The organism is Thioalkalivibrio sp. ALRh (assembly GCF_000381425.1).
In the GTDB taxonomy this organism is placed as follows: Bacteria; Pseudomonadota; Gammaproteobacteria; order Ectothiorhodospirales; family Ectothiorhodospiraceae; genus Thioalkalivibrio.
Window position 1 is genome coordinate 949,307 of the sequence record NZ_KB906519.1, and the last position, 23,255, is coordinate 972,561.

Here is a 23,255-nt window from a genome sequence, read left to right on the forward strand (position 1 = left end):
TGAGCGGTAGCCGTGCGCCATGCCCAACATACCCCAAACCGTATAATGAGAGTCGACACCTTCCGGCACTCCGAACAGGACCCGTGCATGGCTGCAACCTCCCGACAGTCCGGATTCACCCTGATCGAGCTGATGATCACCATCGCCGTCCTGGTGATCCTGATCACGCTGGCCGTCCCCGCCTTCAACCTGGCCGAACAACGGCGCGTAATCGGTGCAGCCGAGAGCGCCCTCGACCAGATCCAGACCGCGCGAAGCGAAGCAATCAAGCAGGGCCAGGACATCCATTTCGTGACTTGGGCCGACGGCAACGACTGGTGTCACGGCATATCGAACACGCCCGCCTGCGACTGCAGGCTCGACGACCCGGCCACCCCGAACGCATGCACCATCGTAATGGCGGGCGAAGAGGACCCGGTGCTGCGCACCACCAGCTCGGACGATTTCCGCAACGTCTCGATGACCGGCGAAAACACCATCACCTTCAATCACGTACGCGGCACCGTCGAGGGCGACCGATCCGACATCGTATTCACCTCGTCGCCCAACGAGTTCGAAATGCAGGTACAGATCAACCTCATCGGTCGCCCTCGCGCCTGCGGAACCAATCGGGCTATGGGGGCTTACAGCGCATGTTGAACCGCACGCACATCCGCATGTGCCCCCTACTCACGCCTGCACGCAAGCGGCACGAGGGTTTCACGCTAGTGGAACTGATGATTGGAATTCTGGTTGGGACGATTGTTGTGGCCGGAACGATCGCTCTGTACATCACGGTTATCCGCGGTGCCGCTTTCGTGACCCAGGAGGCACGGCTCGCTCAGGAAACCCGGATCGCGATGGATCTAATGGCCAATGACATTCGACGCGCTGGCTACTCCCATCCTGCTCGCATCACTCCACCGAACGATGACGAGCCTGCCAAAAACCCCTTCATGGGCGAAGACTTGAACATCACGGTCCACGGGGACACCTGCATACTGCTGGCCTACGACCCCACGTTCGCCTATGACATAGAGACCGCAGACTTCGACGCTCCCCCACCGTCACAGTATGTATTCGGCTACCGCCTCGAGAACGAGACCATCCAGATGCTGACCAGCAGCATCAACAGCACGCAGGACTGCTCCACCGGCACCTGGGAAGACCTGACTGATCCGGCCACAACCCGGGTCGGACGACTTGAGTTCGACACATCTCCAACGCGCTGCATGAAAATCGCGGATGACGGATCTGAAACTTTTGCGGACACATGTGACCAGCTGAACGCCCAACCCGGCGACATATTTGCCGAGTCTCGTCGTATCAGAATCACAATGGAGGCCTCCCACACCTCCTCTCCGGACAGCCGGATCGATTTCGAAGAAACAATCAGCGTTCGCAATCAGCGGATATTTGCCCCCAACTAAAGATCGACCCTGGAGAGACCATTCATGAGAACAGCCCATCTACCGATGGCTTCCAGGAGGCAACAGCGCGGCGTCGCGACCCTAGTGATCGCGCTGGTCATTATGGTTGCGGTAACCATCACGGTCATCTTCACCGCACAGACGTCGATTCTGGAGCAAAGGATGGCCGCTAACGAAATCCGAATGAAACAAACCGCAAGCGCTGCGCAGGGCGGCCTGGAAAGAGCTATGTCTCACATGCAGGGCAGCAACATACCCATGCGCCTGCAACCGGAGGACGCGGACGACCGCACCTGGCGCGCGGTCTTCCTGGCCCCAGAGGCTTCCACTGACACCGTTTTCAACCACATCGACAGAGTTTGCCCACCCACGCCGGAAAACTTCCCCACCAGCGAGGTTGCAAACCGCGAATTGACCTGGAATGCGAACGACCCAAGTGACCCGAATAATGACAACCTTCGGGAGGCAACGATTCTCTCCTGCGGCTGGAGCGACGACTTCTCCTCCCGCAAGGCGGTCATGCTGGGGATGCAGGCAGGCCCTGCTGTCGCGAACCCTCCCGACAATCCACTTCTGACCCGAGGGGGGGTCGATATCAGGGGGAACGCCGAGGTGTACAACGCCTATACCAACATGACCATTCGGACGGGCGACGCTGCGGGCATCAACAGCAATACTGGCGCCACGTTCATGCGCAACCCGGCGCAACAGCCACCCAGACTGGAAGATCCTGTCCCCCGCCCCGGTGACGACATCTACAGGATGATGAGCACCAAGGACGACCAAGGACTAGATGTGGTCGATTTTGATCCAAGCCTGCGTATCGATCCCGACGTGTTCTTCCGCAGCTTCATGGGCATGAGCAAGACCCAGTACCGGGAACGGATGGCAAACCACGAGCTGGTGGGCAGCACCCAAGGCGGCGGCCCGGAGATCACGCCCGACCAATGGGGCCAGGTCATATGGGTTGAAGGAGACACACGTCTCGAGGACAACGTGGGTAGCCGAGACAATCCCGTAATTCTGGTAGTCAATGGCGATCTCACGGTGCGTGGCAATTTTGATGAGTTCCACGGCATTCTCTACGTAACCGGGGACCTGGATGCCACAGGCAACCCTGAATTCTATGGCGCCGCCATCATCGAAGGCGACGCGATCATCGATGACCCCACCACATCCATAGCCGGCACGCCCCGGTTCATCTTTGACCCTGTCGCCGCCGGAGGCGGCGCCAATGTCGGGGCGCGCGGAGTCACTTCAGGCTCGTGGCGCGACTGGACCAGTTTCTAACCTTTGGCCGCTCAAATGGGTGAACACCCTGTACCGAGGCGACACATGCGACACCAATCTACCAAATCTGCTCGCGGCATCAGTCTGATCGAGGCATTGATCGCGCTCGTAGTCGTGTCCGTGGGTCTGCTGGCCATTGCCAAACTGCACGGGGAGCTTGTCGCCGCATCTGGCGACTCCAAGGCTCGCGCAGAGGCCATTCAGCTTGCCGACTCCAGACTCGACGGCCTCCGCAATGCACTCACCCGGCAATCTATTGAGGATGCGATCGCAAACTTGGAGGCTAGCGGAATCACTGGTGTCAACGCTGTATTCGACGTATCGGCTGACATCACAGAGACGCGTGACACGGACGACAATATCGAATGGCTCGAAGTCCACCTCACGATCAGCTGGAATGACGCACGAGGCGGCACCCAGGAGGTCCGGAGTTCCAGCCATGTTGCGTGGACGGATCCCGCTAACACCATCAACCTTGCCCGCGGAAGACTTCCATCGCAGGACCGGATCAGCAGTCCTTCCGGCGATGCGCGCCTCCCATATGACGGTGAGCAACCGTCCGCGGATGCAACTCTTCTGCAAGCCCGCGGGGATGGCGTCGAAGTGTGGCAAGACGGCGATCGTTTCGAACTGCGGGACGAAAGTTCCGGCGATCTTCTACTCGTTATGGAGGTCCCGGAAAATCAGGGCTTCAGTACCATCGCCGGCTACCTGCTCGCATACGACGAAGAAGACGACCTTGAAGATTTCCGCGTGGAGGTATCCGATGCGGGCTACTGCGCGAATGTCAATATCTATCTGCGTGGGGGTGAGACAGTAGACACTGTTCCCGGCCAAAGTGGGGATCTAATTGGAAAATTCTACCGTTGCTACGTTGGTCGAGGCTGGTTTGGCAACATTGGCCTCGTTTCGACCACCGCCGACGTCCGAGATGTCAACGGCACCGTATGTGTAGGCGACCCGGAACCTGACGAGGAAGCTACCGGGTTATGGAACGACCCCACGCCCACCAGCTCCCTCCGCCGTCGTTATCGTGGCTACGACGCAGAACAGGGGCTATCGTTTGGGATCGGAATAAGCCCATCCGATGGCTCCTATACCCCCCTAGACTTGGGGACACCACCTGAAGGATTCGAGTTCTCACCCGTGGGATTTGTGCTCGATCCCGAGGTCATGCTCGCCCAGGACCGCCCACTGGGACACACCTTCCTGCTGACCCGTCGCTTGTCAGGACAGACAACCTGCCGCGACCGAGTCAACAACCAAGGCAACTTGGTAGAAGGAAGGCTGACCATCGCGGCGAATTACTTTAAAGACCTCCTTCCGGGGTCACCAGAATCCCTATTCCGCTACAACTCCAGCATGAACTATTGCTTGTTTGACCCATTGGATCAGATCAACCCGGATGATCCGCTTGGTCGTGAGTGCGCTCCTCCGCCGGGGGAAGACACGTCTCCAACAGACACCGATGATGGGGGCGACGGCACCAACGGAGAAGTTTGAAGGGAGACACACCCTCAAGGGCAACACGAAGGTAGTTTGAGCGTCAGGACTTAGCCTTTTGGTTCGAGGGTCGGCACCGAAACGAGAAGCGCCCGGCGGGTAACCCGGCCGGGCGCCTGTTATTGCCTTGCCCCTTGTAGGAGGCGCTGGCGTTGACCGTTACGCCGAAGCGGCGCGGGCGGCTTTTTTGCGTTCGTGCTCGAGCAGGAACTTCTTGCGGATGCGGATGTTTTCCGGGGTGACCTCGACCAGTTCGTCGTCGTCGATGAACTCGATGGCCTGCTCAAGGGTCATGCGGATCGGCGGGGTCAGCTGGATGTTCTCGTCCGTGCCGGCAGCGCGGATGTTGGTCAGCTGCTTGGCCTTGAGCGCATTCACGACCAGGTCGTTCTCGCGCGAGTGCAGGCCGATCACCATGCCCTCGTAGACCTCGTCGCCGGGGCCGATGAACAGCTTGCCGCGATCCTGCAGGTTGAACAGGGCAAAGCCGAGCGCCTTGCCGGCGGCGTTGGCGATCAGCACGCCGTTCTGGCGCGAGGCGACCGCACCCGGCTGATAGGGGCCGTAGTGGTCAAAGATGTGGTGCAGGATGCCAGTGCCGGAGGTCGCGGTCATGAACTCGGTCTGGAAGCCGATCAGCCCGCGCGACGGGATGATGAAGTCCAGGCGCACGCGGCCCTTGCCGTCGGGCACCATGTTGGTCATGTCGCCGCGGCGTTCGCCGAGCTTTTCCATGATCGTGCCCTGGTGCTGCTCCTCGACGTCAACGGTGACGGCCTCGTAGGGCTCCTGCTTCACGCCGTCCACTTCCTTGATGACCACTTCCGGGCGCGAGACGCCCAGCTCGTAGCCCTCGCGGCGCATGTTCTCGATCAGAATGCCCAGGTGCAGTTCGCCGCGCCCGGAGACCTTGAACTTGTCGGCGTCGTCAGTCTCTTCCACGCGCAGGGCAACGTTGTGCTTGAGCTCTTCCAGCAGGCGGTCGCGCAGCACGCGCGAGGTCACGTACTTGCCTTCGCGCCCGGCGAACGGCGAGGTGTTGACCTGGAAGGTCATGGTCACCGTCGGCTCGTCCACGGTCAGCGGTTCCATCGCCTCGACGTTATTCGGATCGCACAGGGTGTCGGAGATGTACAGCTCGTCCATGCCGGTGAAGGTGATGATGTCACCGGCGCGGGCCTCCGCGACCTCGACACGCTCCAGGCCATGGAAGCCCATGATCTGCAACATGCGGCCGTTACGTACCTTGCCCTCGCGGTCCACCACCTTGACCGGGGTGTTCGGCTTGATGCGCCCGCGCTTCACGCGACCGATGCCGATCAGGCCCTGGTAGGAGTTGTAGTCCAGCGAGGAGACCTGCATCTGGAACGGGCCGTCGGCGTCGACGTTCGGCGGGGACACATGCTCGACGATCGTCTCCAGCAGACAGGTCATGTCGCCTTCGGTGACACTGGAATCCATGCCGGCGAAGCCGTTCAGGGCGGAGGCGAACACGATGGGGAAGTCCAACTGTTCGTCGGTCGCGCCGAGGCGATCGAACAGGTCGAACACCTGGTCCACGGCCCAGTCCGGGCGCGCGCCGGGGCGGTCGACCTTGTTGACCACCACGATCGGCTTGAAGCCCATCGCGAAGGCCTTCTGGGTCACGAAGCGGGTCTGCGGCATCGGGCCGTCGACCGCGTCCACCAGCAGCAGCACGGAGTCGACCATGGACAGCACCCGCTCGACCTCGCCACCGAAGTCGGCGTGTCCGGGGGTGTCGACGATGTTGATGCGGTAGTCCTGCCATTCGATGGCCGTGTTCTTGGCCAGGATGGTGATCCCGCGTTCTTTCTCGATCGCGTTCGAATCCATGATCCGCTCGCCGTGGTCGCCGCGCGCATCAAGCGTGCCGGACTGGCGCAGGAGCTGGTCGACCAGCGTGGTCTTGCCATGATCAACGTGGGCGATGATGGCGATGTTGCGAAGCTTCTCGGTCATGGAATACGAACTCTGGATACTGGCAAAAGGGCCGACACTATACAGACTTATTCGTGACCGCGCTGCGACTTCCCTGTTTTGTGCGCAGGCTCCTTCGCCTTCACGCGCCGCCAGCGCAGCACATCGACCACCTGCCCTGCATCGGTAACCGGCGGCCTCGGCCGCAACCGATTCACCTCGTTACCCCGCCCACAGTCACCCTGCCCCGGTCATCCCGGCCGCAGCGCAGCGAAGAGCCGGGATCTCCCGCGCCGGATCGGCCTCAAGGGTTCGGAATACCCCGACGCATGAGATCCCGGATAACCGCTTGGCGGTTTCCGGGATGACCGTGTGGAGGCTTCGAGGGTCCGGGATAGCCCGAGCAAGGGTCGGTTCGAGGGGGTTGGCGGCGCCATGTGCGGGCGACCGCGCGGGAGATCAGGTGCTGGGTTCGTCTTCCGGGGGCGGGAGCTGGAGGTGAAAGCCCTGCTCCTTGAGGTTGGCCAGGACCTTTTGCGGGTCTTCCTGGGCCAGGCTGCGCTCCGGGGTCAGTTCGAACTCCAGGGCGAACTCGAGGCGCCCGAGTGCACGGGTCAGGCCATCGGGGAGTTCGGAGAAGTCGTCTTTCTGCGGCAGGTAGACGTAGGTATCGGCGCGCCGGGTCGCGCGGTAGACATAGCACTGCATGGGTTCAGTCCTCGAGATAGGTGTAGCCGGTCAGGCCGTGTTCCAACTCGGCCAGCAGCCGGCCCGCGGCCTCGCCGCGCAGGCCGGCCGCGTCGATCTTGGCGCGGAAGGCGCGGCGCAGGTCATCCGGGGCAAAGTGCACATAGGAGAGCAGCTCGTCGACGGTATCGCCACGCTCCGGGTCGACCAGTCGGTACCCGCCCTCGGGCAGCAGCTCAACGTTCACGGTATCCGTGTCGCCGAACAGGTTGTGCAGATCCCCAAGGATCTCCTGGTAGGCGCCCACCAGGAAGATGCCGAGGTAGTACGGCTCGCGGTCGTTCCACGGGTGCAGGGCGAGCGTGGTATGCGTGCCCTCGCGCTCCACGTAGTGCTCGATGTGGCCATCGGAGTCGCAGGTCAGGTCCTGCAATACCGCGCGCCGGGTGGGCCGCTCGTCCAGCCGGTGCAGCGGCATGATCGGGAAGATCTGGTTGATCGCCCAGGTGTCCGGGATCGACTGGAACACGGAGAAGTTGCAGAAGACCTTGTCCGCCAGCTTGTCGGTCAGTTCCGCGTGGATCTCCGCCGGCAGGGCCTCGGGCCGCGCCAGCAGGCGCTGGCACAGGGCGAAGTAGATCGCCTCAGCGCGGGCACGGTCCGCCAGCGACAGCATCCCGCGGGCAAAGCGTGCCTGCACCTCGGACAGGCCGTAGGCGGCATCGTGGTAGATCTCGGAGGCCGGGCGTTCGCCGTCCTCCAGCAGGGCGCGCATGGCGGCGATCTCGGGTAGCTCGCCATCCTCTGTGGGCGGGACATCGCCATCCCCCGGGGCCGGCTCGCAGTCGATCACGTTGGTGATCAGCACCGCGTGGTGCGCGGTCAGGGCACGGCCGGACTCGCTGAAGACCTCGGGCATGGCCAGGCCCTGCTCCTCGCAGATGCGCTTGAGCGGGCGCAGGATGTTCAGCGCGTACTCCTCCACCGAATAGTTGATGGAGCACTCGTTGCGCGAACGCGAGCCCTCGTAGTCGATTCCGAGACCGCCGCCGACATCCACCACCCGCAGGGCCGCACCGGCCTCGGTCAGCGCGGCGAAGTAGCTGGCCGCCTCGCCCATGCCATTCTGGATGTCGCGGATGTTCGCGATCTGCGAACCCATGTGGAAGTGCAGCAGTTGCAGCCGGTCCAGCCAGCCGAGACCGCGCAGGCGCTCAAGGATACCCAGCACGTCCGCCGCCGAAAGGCCGAATTTGGCCTTCTCGCCACCGGTGTTCTGCCACTTGCCCTTGCCGATCGAGGCCAGGCGCACGCGCAGACCCAGCAGCGGCTCGACCTGCATGGCCTCGGCCTGGCGGATCACCTCCTCCAGCTCGGAGGGCTTTTCGATCACGATATACACGCGATGCCCGAGCTGGCGCCCGATCAGCGCCAGGCGCACGTATTCGCGGTCCTTGTAGCCATTGCAGATGATCGCCGCACCCGGGCGCGACTGCGCCAGCACGGCCATCAGCTCCGGCTTGCTGCCGGCCTCCAGCCCCACACGCGGGGTCAGCCCCGCGGCATCCGGCTGATCGCCGGCCGCCAGGATCTGATCCACCACGCTGCGCTGCTGGTTGACCTTGATCGGGTAGATGGCGGTGAACGCACCTTCGTACTCCAGCTCGCGCGCGGCGGTGTCGAAGGCCCGCGCCAGGCGGCGCACCCGGCCGTCCAGCACATCCTGGAATCGCACCAGCACCGGCGGACCCACATGCTCCTCGCGCAGACGACCCGCCAGCTCGTACAGATCCACGCCGGGGTGATCCGGCCAGTCCGCACGGCGCATCGCCACGTGGCCTGCGGCGTTCACCTCGAAGAAGCCACCGTTCCAGTGATCGATACCGTAGGTGGCGCGGGCCTCATCCAGATTCCAGGGCGTGACGGTCATGGTATTCCCGGATTTTAAAAGCTAGGAAAGCCCCGTCATTGCGAGGAGCGAAGCGACGTGGCAATCGCCTTCATGATCCACCCGAACACCAGGGGCAAGCAGGGCACCCAAGCGCACTGCCCTCATTCAGGAGATTACTCGCTACGCTCACCCTTCGGGCCGGCCGGCGGCCGTTCAACGCAGCTTCGCTGCTTTTGTACGTCGTCGCCTACGGTTCCTCGCAATGACGAGAAGAGCGGAGTTGCCCGCAGGATACAGGGCACTATCATAGCGGCGCATCATACCGTCCACCGCACCGGCAAGGGGAGCCGCCAATGGCACTCGACAACAACTGGTTCAGCGAACCGCACGAAGACATGGCGCTGTCCCTGCGCATCAAGCAGAAGCTGCACGAGGAACAGACCCCGTACCAGAAGATCGAGATCTACGAGACCGAGGCCTTCGGCAACCTGATGGTGATCGACGACTGCGTGATGCTCACCGGCCGCGACAACTTTATCTACCACGAGATGATGTCGCACCCGGTGCTGTACTCGCACAGCGCCCCGAAGAACGTGGTCATCATCGGCGGCGGCGACTGCGGCACCCTGCGCGAGGCGCTCAAGCACGACGAGGTCGAGCGCGCCGTGCAGGTGGATATCGACGAGCGCGTCACCCGCCTGTCCGAACAGTACTTCCCGGAGCTGTGCGACGCCAACGACGACCCGCGCGCCGAGCTGCTGTTCGATGACGGTGTGCAGTACCTGAAGGACGCCGCACCCGGCTCCATCGACGTGATCATTGTCGACTCCACCGACCCGGTCGGCCCGGCCGAAGGCCTGTTCTCCACCGCGTTCTACAAGGACTGCGTGAAGGCCCTGGGCGCGGATGGCCTGCTGGTGCAGCAGAGCGAATCGCCGCTGCTGCACACCGACAGCATCATCCGCCCGATGCACGACAGCCTGCGCGCGGCGAATTTCATCGACGCCCTGACGATGCACTTCCCGCAGGCCACCTACCCCTCCGGCTGGTGGACCTGCACCATCGCCGCGAAGGACGCCCCGGTGTCGTTCCTGCGCGAAGAGGCCGCCGAGGAACTGCCGTTTGTCACGCACTACTACAACGCCGCGATCCACCGCGCCGCCGGTGCTACTCCGGAGTTCTTCCGTCGCAAGCTGTTCGCCTGATCGCGCGCCAGGCCCCTGGCGGGGCCCTTCAATAACCCGTCATTGCGAGGCCCCGCAGGGGCCGCGGCACAAAAGCGCGAAGCGCGTTGAACGGCCGCAGGCCGGCCCGAAGGGCGAGCGCAGCGAGTAATCTCCCAACGAAACCCCCGACGTCTGCCCCGGCCGGCGTCAGGGCGCCCACGGAGATCGCCACGGCGCTGCGCGCCTCGCGATGACGGGCACCACAAACGCCGCAGGGTGCACCAATCCGGGCGTTTTCTTGCTGGCAATTCGGGCGCGCGCTACCATTACTACATTTGTAGCAATAGGAGCAGGCCATGAGTTTGCCCGTCCGCATTGATGAAACGCTCTACCAGCAGGCCCGCGCCCACGCGAAGGCCGAGCACCGAACCATCGCCGGCCAGATCGAGTTCTGGGCCGAGGTCGGGCGTACCGCCATGGACAATCCCGACCTGCCCATCGACTTCATCTGTGAACTCCTGATCGCGCGTGCCGAGGGCCGGGAGCTGGCCACGCCGTTCACGCCCGAGGGCCAGCGCGACTGATGACTACAGGCGTGGAGGTGCTGCAAAGCACCCGATTCCGACGCGCTTACAAGCGCCTGCACCCTGCCCAGAAGGCGGACGTGGACGACGCGGTCGCCGACATCATCCGCGACCCCGAGCTGGGTACCAGCAAGAAAGGGGATCTGGCGGGGGTCATGGTTTACAAGTTCAAATCACGCGGGCAACTGATGCTGCTCGCCTATGAGTACGATCCTCGCACGCGCCACCTGCTCCTGCTGGGGACACACGAGAACTTCTACCGGGACCTGAAACGCGATTCTTAATGCCGCCCGGACGTGTATCTGACCGATGCGGTTCGCTGCGCTCAGCGCATCCTACGGGGCTTCAATAACCCGTCATTGCGAGGCCCCGCAGGGGCCGTGGCAAAAAAGCGCGAAGCGCGTTGAACGGCCGCCGGCCGGCCCGAAGGGCGAGCGCAGCGAGTAATCTCCCAACGAACCCCCCGACGCCTTCCCCGGCCGGCGTCAGGGCCGCCCACGGAGATCGCCACGGCGCTGCGCGCCTCGCGATGACGGGCACCACAAACGCCGCAGGGTGCATTGAGCTCGTGACTAGGCGTGGCGGCCGGCCTTGAGGCGGTCGAGGCGCAGGCGCTCGCGGGTATCGAACAGGCGGCGGGAAGCGAACCAGACAGCGCCCAGGGTGCCGAAGCCGGTACCGGCGGTGATCAGGAACATGATCAGGATCTGGTACTTCACGGCCTCCACTGGCGGGGCGCCGGCCAGGATCTGGCCGGTCATCATGCCCGGCAGGCTGACGATGCCGGCGGCGGCCATGGCGTTGATGGTCGGCATCAGGCCGGAGCGCGCGGCCTCGCGGCGCATGGTCGTGACCGCCTCGCTCCAGGAGGCCCCCATCGCCAGCCGGCCCTCGATGGTGCGCCGCTCGCGCCAGACGGTCTGGGTCAGGCGGTCCAGCCCCAGCGCGATGCCGGTCATGGTGTTGCCGAGCAGCATGCCCAAAAGCGGGATCGCGTACTGCGGCTCCCACCAGGGGGTCGGACCGACCATGGTGGTCAGTGCCAGCACCGTGACTGCGAACGCCGAGATGAACATGGTGACGGTGCCGATCCCGTAGCCCCAGAGCCCGGCGAAGCGGCGCTGCTGGCGCGCCATCACCTCGTAGCCGGCCACCGCGAGCATGACCACGGCCATCAGCGCCACCCAGCCAAGCTGGGCGTGGTCGAACAGCGTCTGCAGGATCAGCCCGACCAGCAGCAGCTGGATCACGGTACGCGCCCCGGCGATCAGCAGGCTGCGCCCCAGGCCCATGCGCGCCCAGACGGTCACCCCGGCCAGCGCGACGACCAGCAGCGCCGCCAGACTCAGATCGAATGGGGAAAGCGAGATCAGCTCCATGCGGGGGCCTCCAGCTTGCCGTTGCTGATGGTCAGGATGCGTCCACCGAGGCGCTGGCGTTGCAGCGTGTCATGGCTGACCCAAAGGGCCGCCGCCTCTTCCTCCGCTAGATATGTGCGTACCGCGCGTTCGATGCGCCTAGTGTTTTCCAGATCAAGGTTGGCGGTGGGCTCGTCCAGCAGGAGGACACGCGGCTGGTTCAGCAATGCGCGCAACAGGCCCAGGCGCTGCTTCTCGCCGCTGGAGAGGCGTTCGACCTCCCAGTGCAGGGACTCTTCCGGAAGGGCAACCTGCTCCAGCAGGTGCAGCGCCGTCTCGCGCGAGAAATCGGCGGGTAGATGATCATCCACGCGCTCGTCCCACCAGGCGGTCTCGGCCGGCACATAGGCGACCTGCCGGCGCCATTGCACCGGAGTCATCGAGTCGCGGGGCACACCAGCCAGGCGGACCTCGCCGGTATTCGGATCCAGGTCCGCCAGCGCGCGCAGCAGCAGAGACTTGCCGGAGCCTGAAGCACCGGTAAGCTGCACCAGCTCGCCGGGCTGGAGTTGCAGTTCCAGCGGGCCCAGGTGGGCCGTTTTCAGCTCATGTGCTTCGAACAGGCGATCCATGCTGGCGGTTCCGGTCAGGCGAAAGCGGAATCGTAACCGAACCCGCGGGGCTTCGCGGGGGCAAAAAAAGAGGGCGCCGGGGAGGCGCCCTGAAAGCCAACATCCTTGAGTCCTGGGAGACTGTTGCTGTCGGCGTCGAAGGAGACACTTTGGGGGTTCGACCCGGCCCTCCAGGCCGAACCCCTGCGCGCGTTTCGAATGTTTACTGCTTCCCGGTGAATTCCGGGTAGGCCTCGAGGCCACACTCGGTGATGTCGGCACCGATGTCCTCGTCCTCTTCGCTCAGGCGAATGCCCATCACCGCCTTCAGGATGGCCCAGACGATCAGGGAAGCCGTGAAGACGAAGGCGAAGATGGCGAGCAGGCCCGCGATCTGGCCGAAGAACGTCGCGTCCGGGTTGGACAGCAGCACCGCCATCACACCCCAGATACCGGCGGTACCGTGCGCGGAGATCGCCCCGACCGGGTCGTCGATCTTCAGCTTGTCCAGCGCGACGATCGAGAAGACCACGATCACGCCACCAATGGCACCGATGATCATCGCCAGGAACGGGCTGGGCATCAGCGGCTCGGCGGTGATGGACACCAGGCCCGCGACCGCGCCGTTCAGCGCCATGGTCAGATCGGCCTTGCCGAACACCAGACGAGTGGTGATCAGGGCAGCGATCACACCCCCGGCCGCGGCCAGGTTGGTGTTGGCGAACACGGCGGCCACGGCGTTGGCGGACTCGATGTCCGAGACCTTCAGCTCGGAGCCGCCATTGAAGCCGAACCAGCCCAACCACAGGATCAGCACGCCCAGAGTGGCCAACGGCATGTTGGAGCCCGGGATCGCGTTGATCTGGCCGTCCTTGCCGTACTTGCCCTTGCGCGCCCCAAGGAGCAGCACACCGGCCAGCGCCGCAGCGGCACCCGTGAAGTGGACGATGCCGGAACCGGCGTAGTCGAGGTAGCCGATCTGGTCGAGGAAGCCTTCGCCCCAGCTCCAGAAGCCCTGGATCGGGTAGATGAAGCCGGTCAGCACGACCGCAAAGGCAAGGAAGGCCCACAGCTTCATCCGCTCGGCCACGGCACCCGAGACGATGGACATCGCGGTGGCCACGAATACGACCTGGAAGAAGAAGTCGGCACGATCGGAGTAGTAGATGTCGCCATCGCTACCCAGCACGTCACCCACGGCATTGTCACCCGTGATCAGGAAGCCCAGGCTCGGGATCACGGAGCTCAGGCCATCGCCGTACATGATGTTGTAGCCGATCAGCATGTACATGATGCTGGCGATCGAATACAGGGCGATGTTCTTGGTAGCGATTTCGGCGACACTCTTGGTGCGCACCATCCCAGCCTCGAGCATGGTAAAGCCCGCGGCCATCCACATCACCAGTGCACCGGCCACCAGAAAGTAAAAGGTGTCCATCGCATAGGCGAGTTCGACAACTTGTTGTTCAATTTCCATGATTGAAATTCCTCATTCGATGGAAGTGCGAAAACCCTTAAAGGGCTTCCGGGCCGGTCTCGCCCGTGCGAATACGCACGACCTGCTCCACCGGAGTGATAAAAATCTTGCCGTCGCCGATCTTGCCCGTACTGGCAGACTTGGAAATGGCCTCGACTACCTGATCGACCAGGTTTTCGTCGACAGCCACTTCCAGTTTCACCTTGGGCAGAAAATCGACCACGTACTCGGCACCGCGATAGAGCTCGGTGTGGCCGCGCTGACGACCAAACCCTTTTACTTCGGTCATGGTCATTCCTTGCACGCCGATCTCCGAGATCGCCTCGCGGACATCATCAAGCTTGAACGGCTTGATCACGGCGGTAATCATCTTCATTTCGGACTCCTTGAGCGGGGCCGCCGCTGGGCGGACCCGCAGTTACTTGAGTGGAAAAGCCAGGTTTAGAACGTCTTGGTCCAGCCCACCCAGGCGCCAACGTCCTCGTCGGACTCATCGACGTATTCGAGGTTGAAGCTGAACTCGCCCCAGTCGCCGGCGTCGCGACTCAGGCTGGCGGTGTAGTGGGTGTAGTTGTCGAGATCGGAGTCATCGAAGTTGGTGCGACCCACGAGGAAGCCAGCGCTGTAGACATCCATGAACGGGATATCCAACCCGGCGTAGTAGTACATATCCTTTTTCTCGAGCGCAGAATCACTGCTGTCGTTCACGACATAGGCCATCCCGGTGTACAAACCCACGGGCCCCGTATCGAACGAAATCTCACCGTACACTTCGCCGAAGTCGGCGCTCAGGGAACCACTGTCATCACGGGCGTCCGGGTAGGCGTAATACAGGTACCCAACATCGTAGCCAAAGCCATTGTCGAACTCGTCGGCGAAACCGAGATAAAGATCCATCTCGTAGCTGGTGTCGTCGCCAAAGTCGACATTGGAAAGCCAGGTACCGACGTAGAAACCGGACTCATGTTCGTAATCGATGCCACCCTGGATTGCGGCACCATCATCGGTTTCAGAAAAACCACGGAAGTAGTAATTGGAAACCGCCCCAATGTTCACGGAAAGCTCCGCAGCGGCGGTCGAGGTAAAGGCCACACCGCCGGTGGAGCCGACAGTGACAATGGCGGCGGCCAGTGCGGAACGAGTGAACTTCTTCATGTTGTGTTCTCCCAGTTGTGCAATCGAGTGTCGCGTAGTCGACACCCGGTCCTTGCACAGGCCGTGCCATATCGGGAAAACGGAGCCAGATCGGCTTTTCACAACACCTGTTGCAGGCGAACGACGCCGGCACGCACAAAAGCGGTGCGCACTAAAAGTGCACACGCACCATATTGGGTCAAGGAATGAGGAATCTGTGACCGGCCGCACGGCCGGGGTCGAGGCGAACTAGGACAGGAGCAGACGCAAAAGGATCAGGTGGAGGCCGGAAGGGTGCCGCGTTCGACCACGATGCCCACCTCGGCCACACCGGCGACGGCGCCGGGCTTGCCCAGCTCGATACGCACCCACGGGGTGCGAAACTCGGCCATCAGGGCCTCCGCGATCTCTTCGGCCAGCGATTCCAGCAGCGCGTGGGGTTCGCGCGTGACGATCGCGCGCACGGCGTTGGCCACCGCCTCGTAATCGACCGTGTCCGTGATCTCGCCCGAGTGCGCGGCGATGCGCGTGTCGGTGGCCAGCTGGATATCAAAGCGCAGGGGGCGCCGGATGCGCTGTTCCCAGTCATAGACACCGACGACGGCATCAATGCGCAGATCCTTGAGGTAGATTCGATCCATCCCGTACCTTCGCGGTCCGGCCTTGGCGGCCGGCGCCTATCGTACTGGCTTGCCCACAGCAGGTACACCGAACCGTTATCATGACGCGGCACCTTCCCAAGGACATTCCTGATGCCCGAGCGCTTTCACGATCTGCCCTGGCCAGACAACCCGGAAGGGTCACCCCGAAAGGTGGGCGTGGAGATCGAGATGGCCGGCGTCTCGCTCGAACGCATGGCCGAGGCCATCCGCGCCGAGTTCGGGGGGCAGGTCCACTGTGACAGCCCGTTCGTCGCCCGGGTCTGCGATACGGACCAGGGTGATTTCCAGGTGGAGCTGGATGCCCGGGTACTGAAGGACCGGGCCTATCGCAGCCACCTACGGCGGCTGGGCATCGAGCTCGACGACACCGACGAGGCCGCGCTGGATCGCTGGCTGGCCGATGCCGCCGGCCGCCTGGTACCACACGAGATCGTCGCACCACCGATACCGGCCTCGGCGCTCCCCCGCCTGGACCGCGTACGTGCCACTCTGCAGGAAGCCGGTGCCCTGGGGACGGAGCGCTCGCTGCTCTACGCGTTCGGGCTGCAGCTCAATATCGAGGTCCACAGCACCGATGCCGCCTGGATCCTCGATGTCCTGCGGGCCTTCCTGCTGCTGTACGAGATGCTGACGAACGCGGGCGAGATCGACCTGGCCAGACGCCTGTCGCCCTATATCCGCGCGTTCCCCGGCACCTTCGTCCGCGAGACGCTGAACCCGGATTTCCAGGCGGATCGGGGGGAACTGATCGACCATTACCTCGCGCACAACACCACCCGCAATCGTCCACTGGACATGCTGCCGCTGTTTGCCGAACTGGACCAGGAACGGATCGACGCGGCCCCGGTAGAACACGAACTGGTCAAGGCCCGGCCTGCGTTCCACTATCGCCTGCCCAACTGCGAGATCGACGACCCCAAATGGAGTCTGGCCCACCCCTTTAACGGGTGGGTCGAAGTGGAACGGCTCGCCGCGGACCGGGAACGCCTGCAGCGGATGAGCCGTGAATACCTGGAACGTCCCACCCAGGCACTGGGCCGCTGGGCCGACGACTGGGCCAGGAAGCTGCGTGGTTGGTTCTGAATACGACACCATGAGCAACGCCGGGCCGGCGCGGCGTCCGGTGGTCGCGATCACCGGCCCCGACCAGGGCGGAGGGCCCGCCTGGCTGTTCACCGCGCTGGCCGTCTGGCGCGCCGGCGGGCGCCCCCTGCGCGTACGCCCCGGCAAGCCGCGCCCCCATCGATCGTTCGACGCGCTGGTGGTCGGGGGCGGTGCGGATGTCGATCCCGAGCTGTATGGGGAATCGCTGCCTCAGGGCCCGAACCCGGAGGCCATTCGCGGCGCGGAACGCCGCCTGTCGCAACGACTGATCGGGTACCTGTTCTATCCCGCGCTCTGGCTGCTGCGGCGGCTGTTCCAGTCGCACGGCGGCGTACTGGACGTGGAGCGTGACCGACTGGAAAAGGCATTGATCCATCGCGCGCTGGACGAGCACCGCCCGGTACTGGGCATCTGCCGCGGGATGCAGCTGATCAACGTGGTGCGCGGCGGGACGCTACAGCAGGATCTGGCGGAGTTCTATGTCGAGACTCCGCAGGCGCGCAGCCTGCTGCCGGTCAAGCCGGTCATGCTCGACAGCCGCAGCCATCTGGCCGAGATACTGGGCACGGGCACGATCCATGTGAACGCGCTGCACAATCAGGCGGTGGACCAACTGGGCCAGGGGATGCGCATCGTCGGACGCGAGGAGACAGGTGTCGTCCAGGCGATCGAGGCCGAACACGGCTGGTGTATCGGCGTACAGTGGCACCCCGAATACCTGCCGCAAAAACGCCGCCATCAGCGCCTGTTCCGGGCGCTGGTGGCGGCAGCGAAGGAAATCGCCACCTCGCGACGCTGACCGACACCCTCAGCGGCCACCCGCCGGTGCCGCTCTGGCGGCCCCAGCAACAGCAGCGCCAGGATCGCGATGAGGCTGATCGCCCCCAGCCCCAGCATGATGTTGCCCAGCATCAACTGCTCGCCCAGGAGATACGCATTGCACAGCCTGTCCGGGGCCTCGCGGTAGAGCCAGCCCATCACGAAGAACATGGCCGTACCCTTGACCCACAGCACGCCCCGCACCAGTAATGGGAGCCGGTGTGCCGTCAACCCCAGCGGTATCCCGGCCAGCAGCACGAGTGTCACGATCTTCATCCAGCCGGCTCCGGCCTCGAGTACGGCCGCATCCAGATTGCGGGGCAACAGCCAGTAGACAACAACGAACAGCGCCAGAAGCAGTCCCAGCACCCCGTACGCATCCAGGCGCGCAGCCCGGATGCGCCAGGCCTCCGGCAGCGACCGGGCGATCAGCGCACCCGCCAGCACCAGCAGCGGGATCTGCACCAGCATGTGTCCGATCAGGCTGGCCTCCAGCCAGGGCCGCAGCGGCGTCAGGACGAGTAGTGCCATCAATGCCGGCCCCGCCCAGACGGTGGACGGCCGCATCACCAACGCGGCTCCAGGTAGGCCAGCACGTCGTCCACCGCATCGATGTCGTGAATCCCGGCCACGCGTGCGTCTGGCTCCACCACGTAAATGGCACCGTTGTGCACGAAGTCCTCGCCGTCCGGGATCACCACCACCTGGAAGTGGCGCAGTAGGCGATCCAGGTCCTCTCGGGTTTTCGGGCGTGCGAGATGCCAGGCCTCGGGGTTAGCCGAGAAGCGCTCGCCATACTCGAGCAGGCGCGCGGCATCGTCGTTCTCGAGATCGAAGGTGATGCTGAGCAAGGCTACGCGCTCGCCCAACACATCCTCCGGCAGCGCCTCCTGGATGCGGTGGAAGCTTGCCCCCAGCGTGGTGCAGGCGTGGTGGCAGCCGGTGTAGATGAAATCCAGTACCACATACCGATCGCCCAGCTCGGCCAGGTCCAACTCCCCACCCCGCGCATCCTCCAGCGTCATCGCAGGCACCGGCGCCGGATTCTCGCGGGCGGCGAGACGGCGCGCCTCCTCCGCAGTAAACGCACGAAAGCCGTCGGTGGCCAGGGACAGGGTGGTAAAACCACCCAGCCCGAGGGCGATGATGGTCAGCCCGTAGATCGCATTACGCCACATTGTTCGCCACCCGCTTCAGTCCGAGGAAGAAACGCAACGCCAGCAACAGCGTTCCAAGGATCACCAGAGCCGCGGCAACCGAACCCAGCTGGGCATAGGCCGCCCATTCGGGCAGATGCTCGGCGAAACGTCGCGGCACACTGGACGCGCCGCTGTAGAGGAACACGGCCACCAGGGCCAGGCCGCCACCGGTAAAGGTCCAGAACCCCAACCGGTCGAAGAAGCCATCCCCCTCCGCCTGCGAACGGGTCAGCCACGCCATGAAGCCGAACATCATCGCGACCACACCCAGCAGCAGATAGAAGTGGAAGTGGCCCGGGACCCAGAGGGTGTTGTGCATCACCGTGTTGACCACGATGGTCGCGTCGATGATGGCCGGGATCACGCCGGCCGCCCAGCCGAACACACCGAGGAAGACGAACCCGGAGGCGATATCCCAGCGGATACCGGAGCGGTAGACGTTGGTCAGCGCACCCCAGGCCGTCACCAGCAGTACCGGCAGACCACTCGTGTAGGAGATCACCTGCCCCAGCACGTGCAGCGAGGTCGGCTGCGAGAAGTCCATCAGCAGGTGGTGCGGGTAGACCAGCAGCACCATCACGGTAGAAGCCGCCCATGCCGCCAGGAACACCCGCGACACCTTCCAGGGACGCCCGGTGTAACGGGGCAGGATTTCGTAGACCCCGATGACCGCCATGTAGATCGTGGCGTTGATGAACACGTGGCCGAAGAAGTAGGTCAGGTTCTTCGCCCACAACGAATCAATCTCGAACCCCGGCTGGTAGAGGTTGATCAGGCTCATGCTCAGAATCGCCGCGCCTGCCACGATGCCGAGGGTGTTCACGATCAGCACCATGGTGCTGGCCACCACCGCGGGCGGCGGCGGATCACCCGCCCGACCGAACAGCTGCGGAAGACCGAGCGAGCGGCCCAGCCCGCCATAGTTCGTGATCAGCGCCCGCGCGATATCGATGTACAGCAGCAAGAAGCCGACGCCGATTGCCAGCAGCCCGAGGAAGAACGACGCCGCGGCGGCCTGCGTCCACAGGCCCATCGGGGTCTGCGGCAGCGGGTAGAGGAAGGTCCAGGCGCCGGCAAAGCCGCCAATGAAGATGCCGCCCAGGATCAGGACGGCACCCAGCAGGAACAGCGCCAGATTGAGCAGGAACACGCCGGTGGACAACGCCACATGACGACGCAGGAAATACCACATCACCGCGCTCGAACCGAGGGCCACCGCCCCGACCATGCCCGCGCCATGCGCCGTCAGGACCTGGTAGAAGCCGGCGGCTCCCATCAGGTCCATGCCCGCCTGTTCCAGACGCATCAGCAGCCCAAAGACCATCATCAGCAACAGCACGACCACCGTGGTCGCCAGATAGGTAATCACCGCGTTGCGTGCGCCGCGCGGCACGGCCGGTTCCATCGTCGTATCACTCATGACCGTTTACTCCGTGACGGTGAGTTCAGCGACCATCGCGTGATGCGCGACGCCGCAATATTCAAGGCACAGGACCTGGTAGGTACCCGGCTGCTCGAAGGTGTACTCGAGGATGTTCGTGTAGCCCGGCATCGCCTGAGTCTGGGTCAGCAGGGTCATGTCCTCGTCGTAGATGGCGAACCCGTGGTTTACGTCCTGGCTGGTGACGCGGAACTGCACCGGCTCACCGACGCGAAATTCGTCCTGCGACAGCTCCCAGCGCCACATGTGGCCGGTCACGTTGACCGTCTGAACCCCTTCGGCCTCCGCGTCGGCGCCGTAGGGCATCAAGGTCAGGGTGTAGAGAAACACCGGCGTGACCACGGCCAGCAGAACCCAGAAGCTCCAGTCACGCAGGCGATAGGAACGGGCCGCCAGCTCACCGGCATCGACCGGGGTCGGCCGCGAAAAGGCGGCCCAGAGGAAGACGGCCGTAACCGGGACAACCAGCAGGATCGTCAGCAACAACGAGACGGATTGCAGCATCGCAAGCTCCCTTTTGTTATAGATACAATGCAGCTTTATACCGGGGCGCCACTGAATCGTCAAGCGATGTATATGCTATACATGTTAATGGCGGTGGCCGCACGAAAGGCGATTGGCAGTGGTAAACTGCGCCCCCTATTGCGGACCACCGAAACGCCATGGATACCCAGACGGCCCATTCCGTAGCCCATGTCCTGATCGAGGCGCTGCCCTATATCCAGCGCTTCGCGGGCAAGACGATCGTGATCAAGTACGGCGGCAACGCCATGACCGAGGACCACCTGAAGGCCTCGTTCGCACGCGACATCGTGCTACTCAAGCAAGTGGGCGTGAATCCGGTGGTAGTGCATGGCGGGGGGCCGCAGATTGGCCAGCTGCTGGAACGGCTGGGCAAGCAGACAGAGTTCGTGAACGGTCTGCGCGTAACCGACCGCGAGACCATGGACGTGGTGCAGATGGTGCTCGGCGGGATCGTGAATCAGGAGATCGTCTCGCTGATCAACCGCTTCGGCGGGCGCGCGGTGGGCCTGACCGGCAAGGATGGCCAGATGATCCGTGCAAACCCGCTGCGCGACTACGGCGCCTCCGAGGGGCAGCCGACCGTAGACCTGGGCCATGTTGGCGAGGTCGAAGGGGTAGATCCGGCGATCGTGCATACCCTGGACGAGAGCGACTTCATCCCGGTGATCGCGCCGATCGGCTTCGACCGCGACGGCAAGGCCTACAACATCAATGCCGACACGGCGGCCGAAAAGCTCGCGGTGGTGCTGGATGCGGAGAAGCTGTTCCTGCTGACCAACACCCCGGGTGTGCTGGACGGCAACGGGGAACTACTGCCCAAGCTGTCGGCCCCGCAGGTCGACGAGATGATCCGCGACGGGACGATCCACGGCGGGATGATCCCGAAGATCCGCTGCGCGCTGGATGCGGTGCGCAGCGGCGTCAACGCCACGCATATCGTCGATGGCCGGGTGGAACACGCGGTGCTGCTGGAGCTTCTGACCGACGAGGGCGTGGGCACCCTGATCAGCCGCTAGACCCACGGGCGTTTTAGGGCGTTTCTAGCCTTCGCCGTTGACGACCAGGCGCTGATAGTCGTCGCGATCCAAGTCCAGCCGCTGCTGGATGGCGGCGAGGCGATCTTCCTGCCCGCGACGGTAGGCACGCTCGCGGTCGATACGCGCCTCCAGATCCTCGAGCTGGACCTCGAACCGTGCGCGCGCCGACGCCGACTCGCTGGATTCATACTGACGACGAATACGTTCGCGCTCGCGCAGGAGCGTGATCTCCTGCGCCTCGGAACGCGCGATATCCCCACCAATGGCTGCCACACGGCGCGCGCGCAGCTCTTCGATCTCGTCCAGATTCTCGTAGGCCTGACGCAGCTGACGCTCCCGCGCCGCCTGGTCGGCCCGCGCCTGGCGCGCGGCCTCCAGCTCCTGCTGCGCCTGTTCCTGTTCGGCCCGGGCCTGTTCACGCTCCTCTGCGGTAGGGGGAGCGGGTATGATCTCCCGCATCAGGCCGTGGGAATCAAACACGCGGCGCTCGCGCTGGCTGGCCTCGGGCTGCGGGCTGTTCGAATAGTGCACGGTGCCGTCATCATCGACCCAACGATAAATATCCGCGTGCGCCGGCAGCGCCAGCACCAACGGCAGCAGCCCCCACAAGACGCCGCGCCACCACACGGAACCGCGCTTTCTGCCCCCTGACATGACCATACTCGAACACCTCGGCCTGCTCTTCATCGCCATCCTGGCGAATGGTTTCTCCGCCCTCGCAGGCGGCGGGGCCGGCCTGTTGCAGTTGCCGGTCCTCATTTTTCTGGGACTCCCCTATCCCGTTGCCCTGGCCACACACAAGATCGCCACCGTTGCGCTGGGCGCCGGGGCCAGTCTGCGGCACCTCAAGCAAAGCACATTCGAACCGGCGCGCCTAGCCGTCATTCTTGCGGCCGGTCTTCCCGGGGTGCTGATCGGTGCCTGGCTGGTATTGGGGATCCCCCCGCGGGCCGGCGAGATCGCCCTGGGCCTGCTGACGATCGCCCTTGGCTGGTACTCCTGGCGCCGGCCGCAGCTGGGCCAGGCCGTGCGCGAGACCGACAAGACCCTGAAGCACGCGGTGATCGGCGCACTGGGGCTATTCATCATCGGCATCCTGAACGGCTCGCTGGCCTCCGGCACCGGACTGATGGTGACGCTCTGGCTGGTGAGCTGGTACGGGATGAGCTACACCCAGGCGGTCGGGTACACCATGGTACTGGTGGGGCTGGTCTGGAATGGCGCCGGGGCCCTGTTGCTCGGCACCTTCGGCACCGTCCAGTGGGATTGGCTGCCGGCGCTGCTGGTCGGCAGTTTCATTGGCGGCTATCTGGGGGCGGCCCTGGCCCACCGCTACGGCAATCGACTGGTCAAGCGGACGTTCGAGGTGGTGACCGTGCTGACCGGGATCGCGCTACTGGCCCCGGTACCCTGATCACGG

Annotated in this window: 25 protein-coding genes; 11 read left to right on the forward strand and 14 right to left on the reverse strand. The window is 64.0% G+C overall.

What is annotated here, in order from left to right:
- Nucleotides 1–87: 87 nt before the first annotated feature.
- The 4 genes from F791_RS0104565 to F791_RS0104580 are packed head-to-tail and all read left to right on the forward strand — an operon-like array spanning nt 88 to nt 4,202.
- Nucleotides 88–639, forward strand: a complete 552-nt coding sequence (locus F791_RS0104565) for a GspH/FimT family pseudopilin (protein ID WP_019592243.1) — start codon at nt 88–90, stop codon at nt 637–639.
- A complete protein-coding gene (locus F791_RS0104570) occupies nt 633–1,409 on the forward strand; it encodes a prepilin-type N-terminal cleavage/methylation domain-containing protein (protein ID WP_019592244.1) in 777 nt (258 codons plus the stop codon). Before F791_RS0104565 ends, F791_RS0104570 begins: the two co-directional genes overlap by 7 nt.
- Before the next feature lie 45 nt (nt 1,410–1,454).
- Nucleotides 1,455–2,699 carry a PilX N-terminal domain-containing pilus assembly protein gene (locus F791_RS0104575; RefSeq protein WP_019592245.1) on the forward strand — a complete coding sequence of 415 codons (1,245 nt, stop codon included), beginning with the start codon at nt 1,455–1,457 and terminating at the stop codon, nt 2,697–2,699.
- Nucleotides 2,700–2,744: 45 nt separating this feature from the next.
- A complete protein-coding gene (locus F791_RS0104580) occupies nt 2,745–4,202 on the forward strand; it encodes a hypothetical protein (protein ID WP_019592246.1) in 1,458 nt (485 codons plus the stop codon).
- A gap of 159 nt (nt 4,203–4,361) precedes the next feature.
- On the opposite strand, the gene typA is transcribed toward F791_RS0104580, so the two are convergent.
- The 3 genes from typA to speA all read right to left on the reverse strand — a co-directional run bounded on the left by typA (nt 4,362) and on the right by speA (nt 8,757).
- Nucleotides 4,362–6,182: a translational GTPase TypA gene (gene typA / locus F791_RS0104585; RefSeq protein WP_018175170.1), complete on the reverse strand. Its 1,821-nt coding sequence runs from the start codon at nt 6,180–6,182 to the stop codon at nt 4,362–4,364.
- A gap of 417 nt (nt 6,183–6,599) precedes the next feature.
- On the reverse strand, nt 6,600–6,848 hold the full coding sequence (locus F791_RS0104590) for a YcgL domain-containing protein (RefSeq protein ID WP_018138978.1): 249 nt from the start codon (nt 6,846–6,848) through the stop codon (nt 6,600–6,602).
- Between the two features lie 4 nt (nt 6,849–6,852).
- Nucleotides 6,853–8,757, reverse strand: a complete 1,905-nt coding sequence (gene speA / locus F791_RS0104595) for a biosynthetic arginine decarboxylase (protein ID WP_019592247.1) — start codon at nt 8,755–8,757, stop codon at nt 6,853–6,855.
- 314 nt (nt 8,758–9,071) lie between these two features.
- Between speA and speE the strand changes: the two genes are divergently transcribed.
- The 3 genes from speE (at nt 9,072) to F791_RS0104610 (ending at nt 10,752) form a co-directional block, all read left to right on the forward strand.
- Complete coding sequence (speE, locus tag F791_RS0104600) at nt 9,072–9,923, forward strand: polyamine aminopropyltransferase (RefSeq protein ID WP_019592248.1); 852 nt, start codon at nt 9,072–9,074, stop codon at nt 9,921–9,923.
- A 317-nt stretch (nt 9,924–10,240) separates the two neighbouring features.
- On the forward strand, nt 10,241–10,468 hold the full coding sequence (locus F791_RS0104605; protein WP_012981615.1) for a ParD-like family protein: 228 nt from the start codon (nt 10,241–10,243) through the stop codon (nt 10,466–10,468).
- Nucleotides 10,468–10,752: a type II toxin-antitoxin system RelE/ParE family toxin gene (locus tag F791_RS0104610; RefSeq protein WP_012981614.1), complete on the forward strand. Its 285-nt coding sequence runs from the start codon at nt 10,468–10,470 to the stop codon at nt 10,750–10,752. Before F791_RS0104605 ends, F791_RS0104610 begins: the two co-directional genes overlap by 1 nt.
- A gap of 288 nt (nt 10,753–11,040) precedes the next feature.
- Here F791_RS0104610 and fetB read toward each other — a convergent pair whose 3' ends face one another.
- The 6 genes from fetB to folB all read right to left on the reverse strand — a co-directional run bounded on the left by fetB (nt 11,041) and on the right by folB (nt 15,689).
- Nucleotides 11,041–11,847 (reverse strand): iron export ABC transporter permease subunit FetB, encoded by an 807-nt coding sequence (fetB, locus tag F791_RS0104615; RefSeq protein ID WP_012981613.1) that lies wholly within the window; start codon nt 11,845–11,847, stop codon nt 11,041–11,043.
- Nucleotides 11,838–12,458, reverse strand: coding sequence for an ATP-binding cassette domain-containing protein (locus tag F791_RS0104620; protein WP_018994518.1), 621 nt, complete (start codon nt 12,456–12,458; stop codon nt 11,838–11,840). Before F791_RS0104620 ends, fetB begins: the two co-directional genes overlap by 10 nt.
- A 202-nt stretch (nt 12,459–12,660) precedes the next feature.
- Entirely contained in the window at nt 12,661–13,914 is a 1,254-nt protein-coding gene (locus tag F791_RS0104625; RefSeq protein WP_018138249.1) for an ammonium transporter, read from the reverse strand.
- Nucleotides 13,915–13,951: 37 nt separating this feature from the next.
- On the reverse strand, nt 13,952–14,290 hold the full coding sequence (locus F791_RS0104630) for a P-II family nitrogen regulator (protein ID WP_012981610.1): 339 nt from the start codon (nt 14,288–14,290) through the stop codon (nt 13,952–13,954).
- A 65-nt stretch (nt 14,291–14,355) separates the two neighbouring features.
- Complete coding sequence (locus F791_RS0104635; RefSeq protein ID WP_019592249.1) at nt 14,356–15,069, reverse strand: TorF family putative porin; 714 nt, start codon at nt 15,067–15,069, stop codon at nt 14,356–14,358.
- Nucleotides 15,070–15,323: 254 nt separating this feature from the next.
- Nucleotides 15,324–15,689 (reverse strand): dihydroneopterin aldolase, encoded by a 366-nt coding sequence (folB, locus tag F791_RS0104640; protein ID WP_019592250.1) that lies wholly within the window; start codon nt 15,687–15,689, stop codon nt 15,324–15,326.
- A 111-nt stretch (nt 15,690–15,800) separates the two neighbouring features.
- On the opposite strand from folB, the gene F791_RS0104645 reads away from it, so the two are divergent.
- Entirely contained in the window at nt 15,801–16,793 is a 993-nt protein-coding gene (locus tag F791_RS0104645; protein ID WP_019592251.1) for an amidoligase family protein, read from the forward strand.
- A 10-nt stretch (nt 16,794–16,803) separates the two neighbouring features.
- A complete protein-coding gene (locus F791_RS0104650; RefSeq protein WP_019592252.1) occupies nt 16,804–17,613 on the forward strand; it encodes a gamma-glutamyl-gamma-aminobutyrate hydrolase family protein in 810 nt (269 codons plus the stop codon).
- On the opposite strand, the gene F791_RS0104655 is transcribed toward F791_RS0104650, so the two are convergent.
- Genes F791_RS0104655 through F791_RS0104670 form a run of 4 tightly spaced genes read right to left on the reverse strand, consistent with a single transcriptional unit; the run spans nt 17,553 to nt 20,777 of the window.
- A complete protein-coding gene (locus F791_RS0104655; protein ID WP_019592253.1) occupies nt 17,553–18,200 on the reverse strand; it encodes a hypothetical protein in 648 nt (215 codons plus the stop codon). The two genes, F791_RS0104650 and F791_RS0104655, sit on opposite strands and share 61 nt — an antisense overlap.
- On the reverse strand, nt 18,200–18,811 hold the full coding sequence (locus F791_RS0104660; protein WP_018175161.1) for an SCO family protein: 612 nt from the start codon (nt 18,809–18,811) through the stop codon (nt 18,200–18,202). Before F791_RS0104660 ends, F791_RS0104655 begins: the two co-directional genes overlap by 1 nt.
- On the reverse strand, nt 18,801–20,252 hold the full coding sequence (locus F791_RS0104665; RefSeq protein WP_019592254.1) for a cbb3-type cytochrome c oxidase subunit I: 1,452 nt from the start codon (nt 20,250–20,252) through the stop codon (nt 18,801–18,803). The genes F791_RS0104660 and F791_RS0104665 overlap by 11 nt, the downstream gene beginning before the upstream one ends.
- 6 nt (nt 20,253–20,258) lie before the next feature.
- On the reverse strand, nt 20,259–20,777 hold the full coding sequence (locus F791_RS0104670; protein ID WP_019592255.1) for a hypothetical protein: 519 nt from the start codon (nt 20,775–20,777) through the stop codon (nt 20,259–20,261).
- A gap of 158 nt (nt 20,778–20,935) precedes the next feature.
- Between F791_RS0104670 and argB the strand changes: the two genes are divergently transcribed.
- Nucleotides 20,936–21,814 carry an acetylglutamate kinase gene (gene argB / locus F791_RS0104675; RefSeq protein WP_012981600.1) on the forward strand — a complete coding sequence of 293 codons (879 nt, stop codon included), beginning with the start codon at nt 20,936–20,938 and terminating at the stop codon, nt 21,812–21,814.
- A 24-nt stretch (nt 21,815–21,838) separates the two neighbouring features.
- Here the strand turns inward: argB and F791_RS0104680 are convergent, their stop codons facing one another.
- Nucleotides 21,839–22,495, reverse strand: a complete 657-nt coding sequence (locus tag F791_RS0104680) for a DUF4124 domain-containing protein (protein ID WP_038056905.1) — start codon at nt 22,493–22,495, stop codon at nt 21,839–21,841.
- On the opposite strand from F791_RS0104680, the gene F791_RS0104685 reads away from it, so the two are divergent.
- Nucleotides 22,488–23,249: a sulfite exporter TauE/SafE family protein gene (locus F791_RS0104685; RefSeq protein ID WP_019592257.1), complete on the forward strand. Its 762-nt coding sequence runs from the start codon at nt 22,488–22,490 to the stop codon at nt 23,247–23,249. The genes F791_RS0104680 and F791_RS0104685 overlap by 8 nt on opposite strands.
- Nucleotides 23,250–23,255: the final 6 nt, after the last annotated feature.

Excerpts from the sequence above, each read along its gene's own strand:
- F791_RS0104565 (WP_019592243.1), top strand. The coding sequence starts at position 88 with ATGGCTGCAACCTCCCGACAGTCCGGATTCACCCTGATCGAGCTGATG.
- F791_RS0104570 (WP_019592244.1), top strand. The coding sequence starts at position 633 with ATGTTGAACCGCACGCACATCCGCATGTGCCCCCTACTCACGCCTGCA.
- F791_RS0104575 (WP_019592245.1), top strand. The coding sequence starts at position 1,455 with ATGGCTTCCAGGAGGCAACAGCGCGGCGTCGCGACCCTAGTGATCGCG.
- F791_RS0104580 (WP_019592246.1), top strand. The coding sequence starts at position 2,745 with ATGCGACACCAATCTACCAAATCTGCTCGCGGCATCAGTCTGATCGAG.
- typA (WP_018175170.1), bottom strand. The coding sequence starts at position 6,182 with ATGACCGAGAAGCTTCGCAACATCGCCATCATCGCCCACGTTGATCAT.
- F791_RS0104590 (WP_018138978.1), bottom strand. The coding sequence starts at position 6,848 with ATGCAGTGCTATGTCTACCGCGCGACCCGGCGCGCCGATACCTACGTC.
- speA (WP_019592247.1), bottom strand. The coding sequence starts at position 8,757 with ATGACCGTCACGCCCTGGAATCTGGATGAGGCCCGCGCCACCTACGGT.
- speE (WP_019592248.1), top strand. The coding sequence starts at position 9,072 with ATGGCACTCGACAACAACTGGTTCAGCGAACCGCACGAAGACATGGCG.
- F791_RS0104605 (WP_012981615.1), top strand. The coding sequence starts at position 10,241 with ATGAGTTTGCCCGTCCGCATTGATGAAACGCTCTACCAGCAGGCCCGC.
- F791_RS0104610 (WP_012981614.1), top strand. The coding sequence starts at position 10,468 with ATGACTACAGGCGTGGAGGTGCTGCAAAGCACCCGATTCCGACGCGCT.
- fetB (WP_012981613.1), bottom strand. The coding sequence starts at position 11,847 with ATGGAGCTGATCTCGCTTTCCCCATTCGATCTGAGTCTGGCGGCGCTG.
- F791_RS0104620 (WP_018994518.1), bottom strand. The coding sequence starts at position 12,458 with ATGGATCGCCTGTTCGAAGCACATGAGCTGAAAACGGCCCACCTGGGC.
- F791_RS0104625 (WP_018138249.1), bottom strand. The coding sequence starts at position 13,914 with ATGGAAATTGAACAACAAGTTGTCGAACTCGCCTATGCGATGGACACC.
- F791_RS0104630 (WP_012981610.1), bottom strand. The coding sequence starts at position 14,290 with ATGAAGATGATTACCGCCGTGATCAAGCCGTTCAAGCTTGATGATGTC.
- F791_RS0104635 (WP_019592249.1), bottom strand. The coding sequence starts at position 15,069 with ATGAAGAAGTTCACTCGTTCCGCACTGGCCGCCGCCATTGTCACTGTC.
- folB (WP_019592250.1), bottom strand. The coding sequence starts at position 15,689 with ATGGATCGAATCTACCTCAAGGATCTGCGCATTGATGCCGTCGTCGGT.
- F791_RS0104645 (WP_019592251.1), top strand. The coding sequence starts at position 15,801 with ATGCCCGAGCGCTTTCACGATCTGCCCTGGCCAGACAACCCGGAAGGG.
- F791_RS0104650 (WP_019592252.1), top strand. The coding sequence starts at position 16,804 with ATGAGCAACGCCGGGCCGGCGCGGCGTCCGGTGGTCGCGATCACCGGC.
- F791_RS0104655 (WP_019592253.1), bottom strand. The coding sequence starts at position 18,200 with ATGCGGCCGTCCACCGTCTGGGCGGGGCCGGCATTGATGGCACTACTC.
- F791_RS0104660 (WP_018175161.1), bottom strand. The coding sequence starts at position 18,811 with ATGTGGCGTAATGCGATCTACGGGCTGACCATCATCGCCCTCGGGCTG.
- F791_RS0104665 (WP_019592254.1), bottom strand. The coding sequence starts at position 20,252 with ATGAGTGATACGACGATGGAACCGGCCGTGCCGCGCGGCGCACGCAAC.
- F791_RS0104670 (WP_019592255.1), bottom strand. The coding sequence starts at position 20,777 with ATGCTGCAATCCGTCTCGTTGTTGCTGACGATCCTGCTGGTTGTCCCG.
- argB (WP_012981600.1), top strand. The coding sequence starts at position 20,936 with ATGGATACCCAGACGGCCCATTCCGTAGCCCATGTCCTGATCGAGGCG.
- F791_RS0104685 (WP_019592257.1), top strand. The coding sequence starts at position 22,488 with ATGACCATACTCGAACACCTCGGCCTGCTCTTCATCGCCATCCTGGCG.
- F791_RS0104680 (WP_038056905.1), bottom strand. The coding sequence starts at position 22,495 with ATGGTCATGTCAGGGGGCAGAAAGCGCGGTTCCGTGTGGTGGCGCGGC.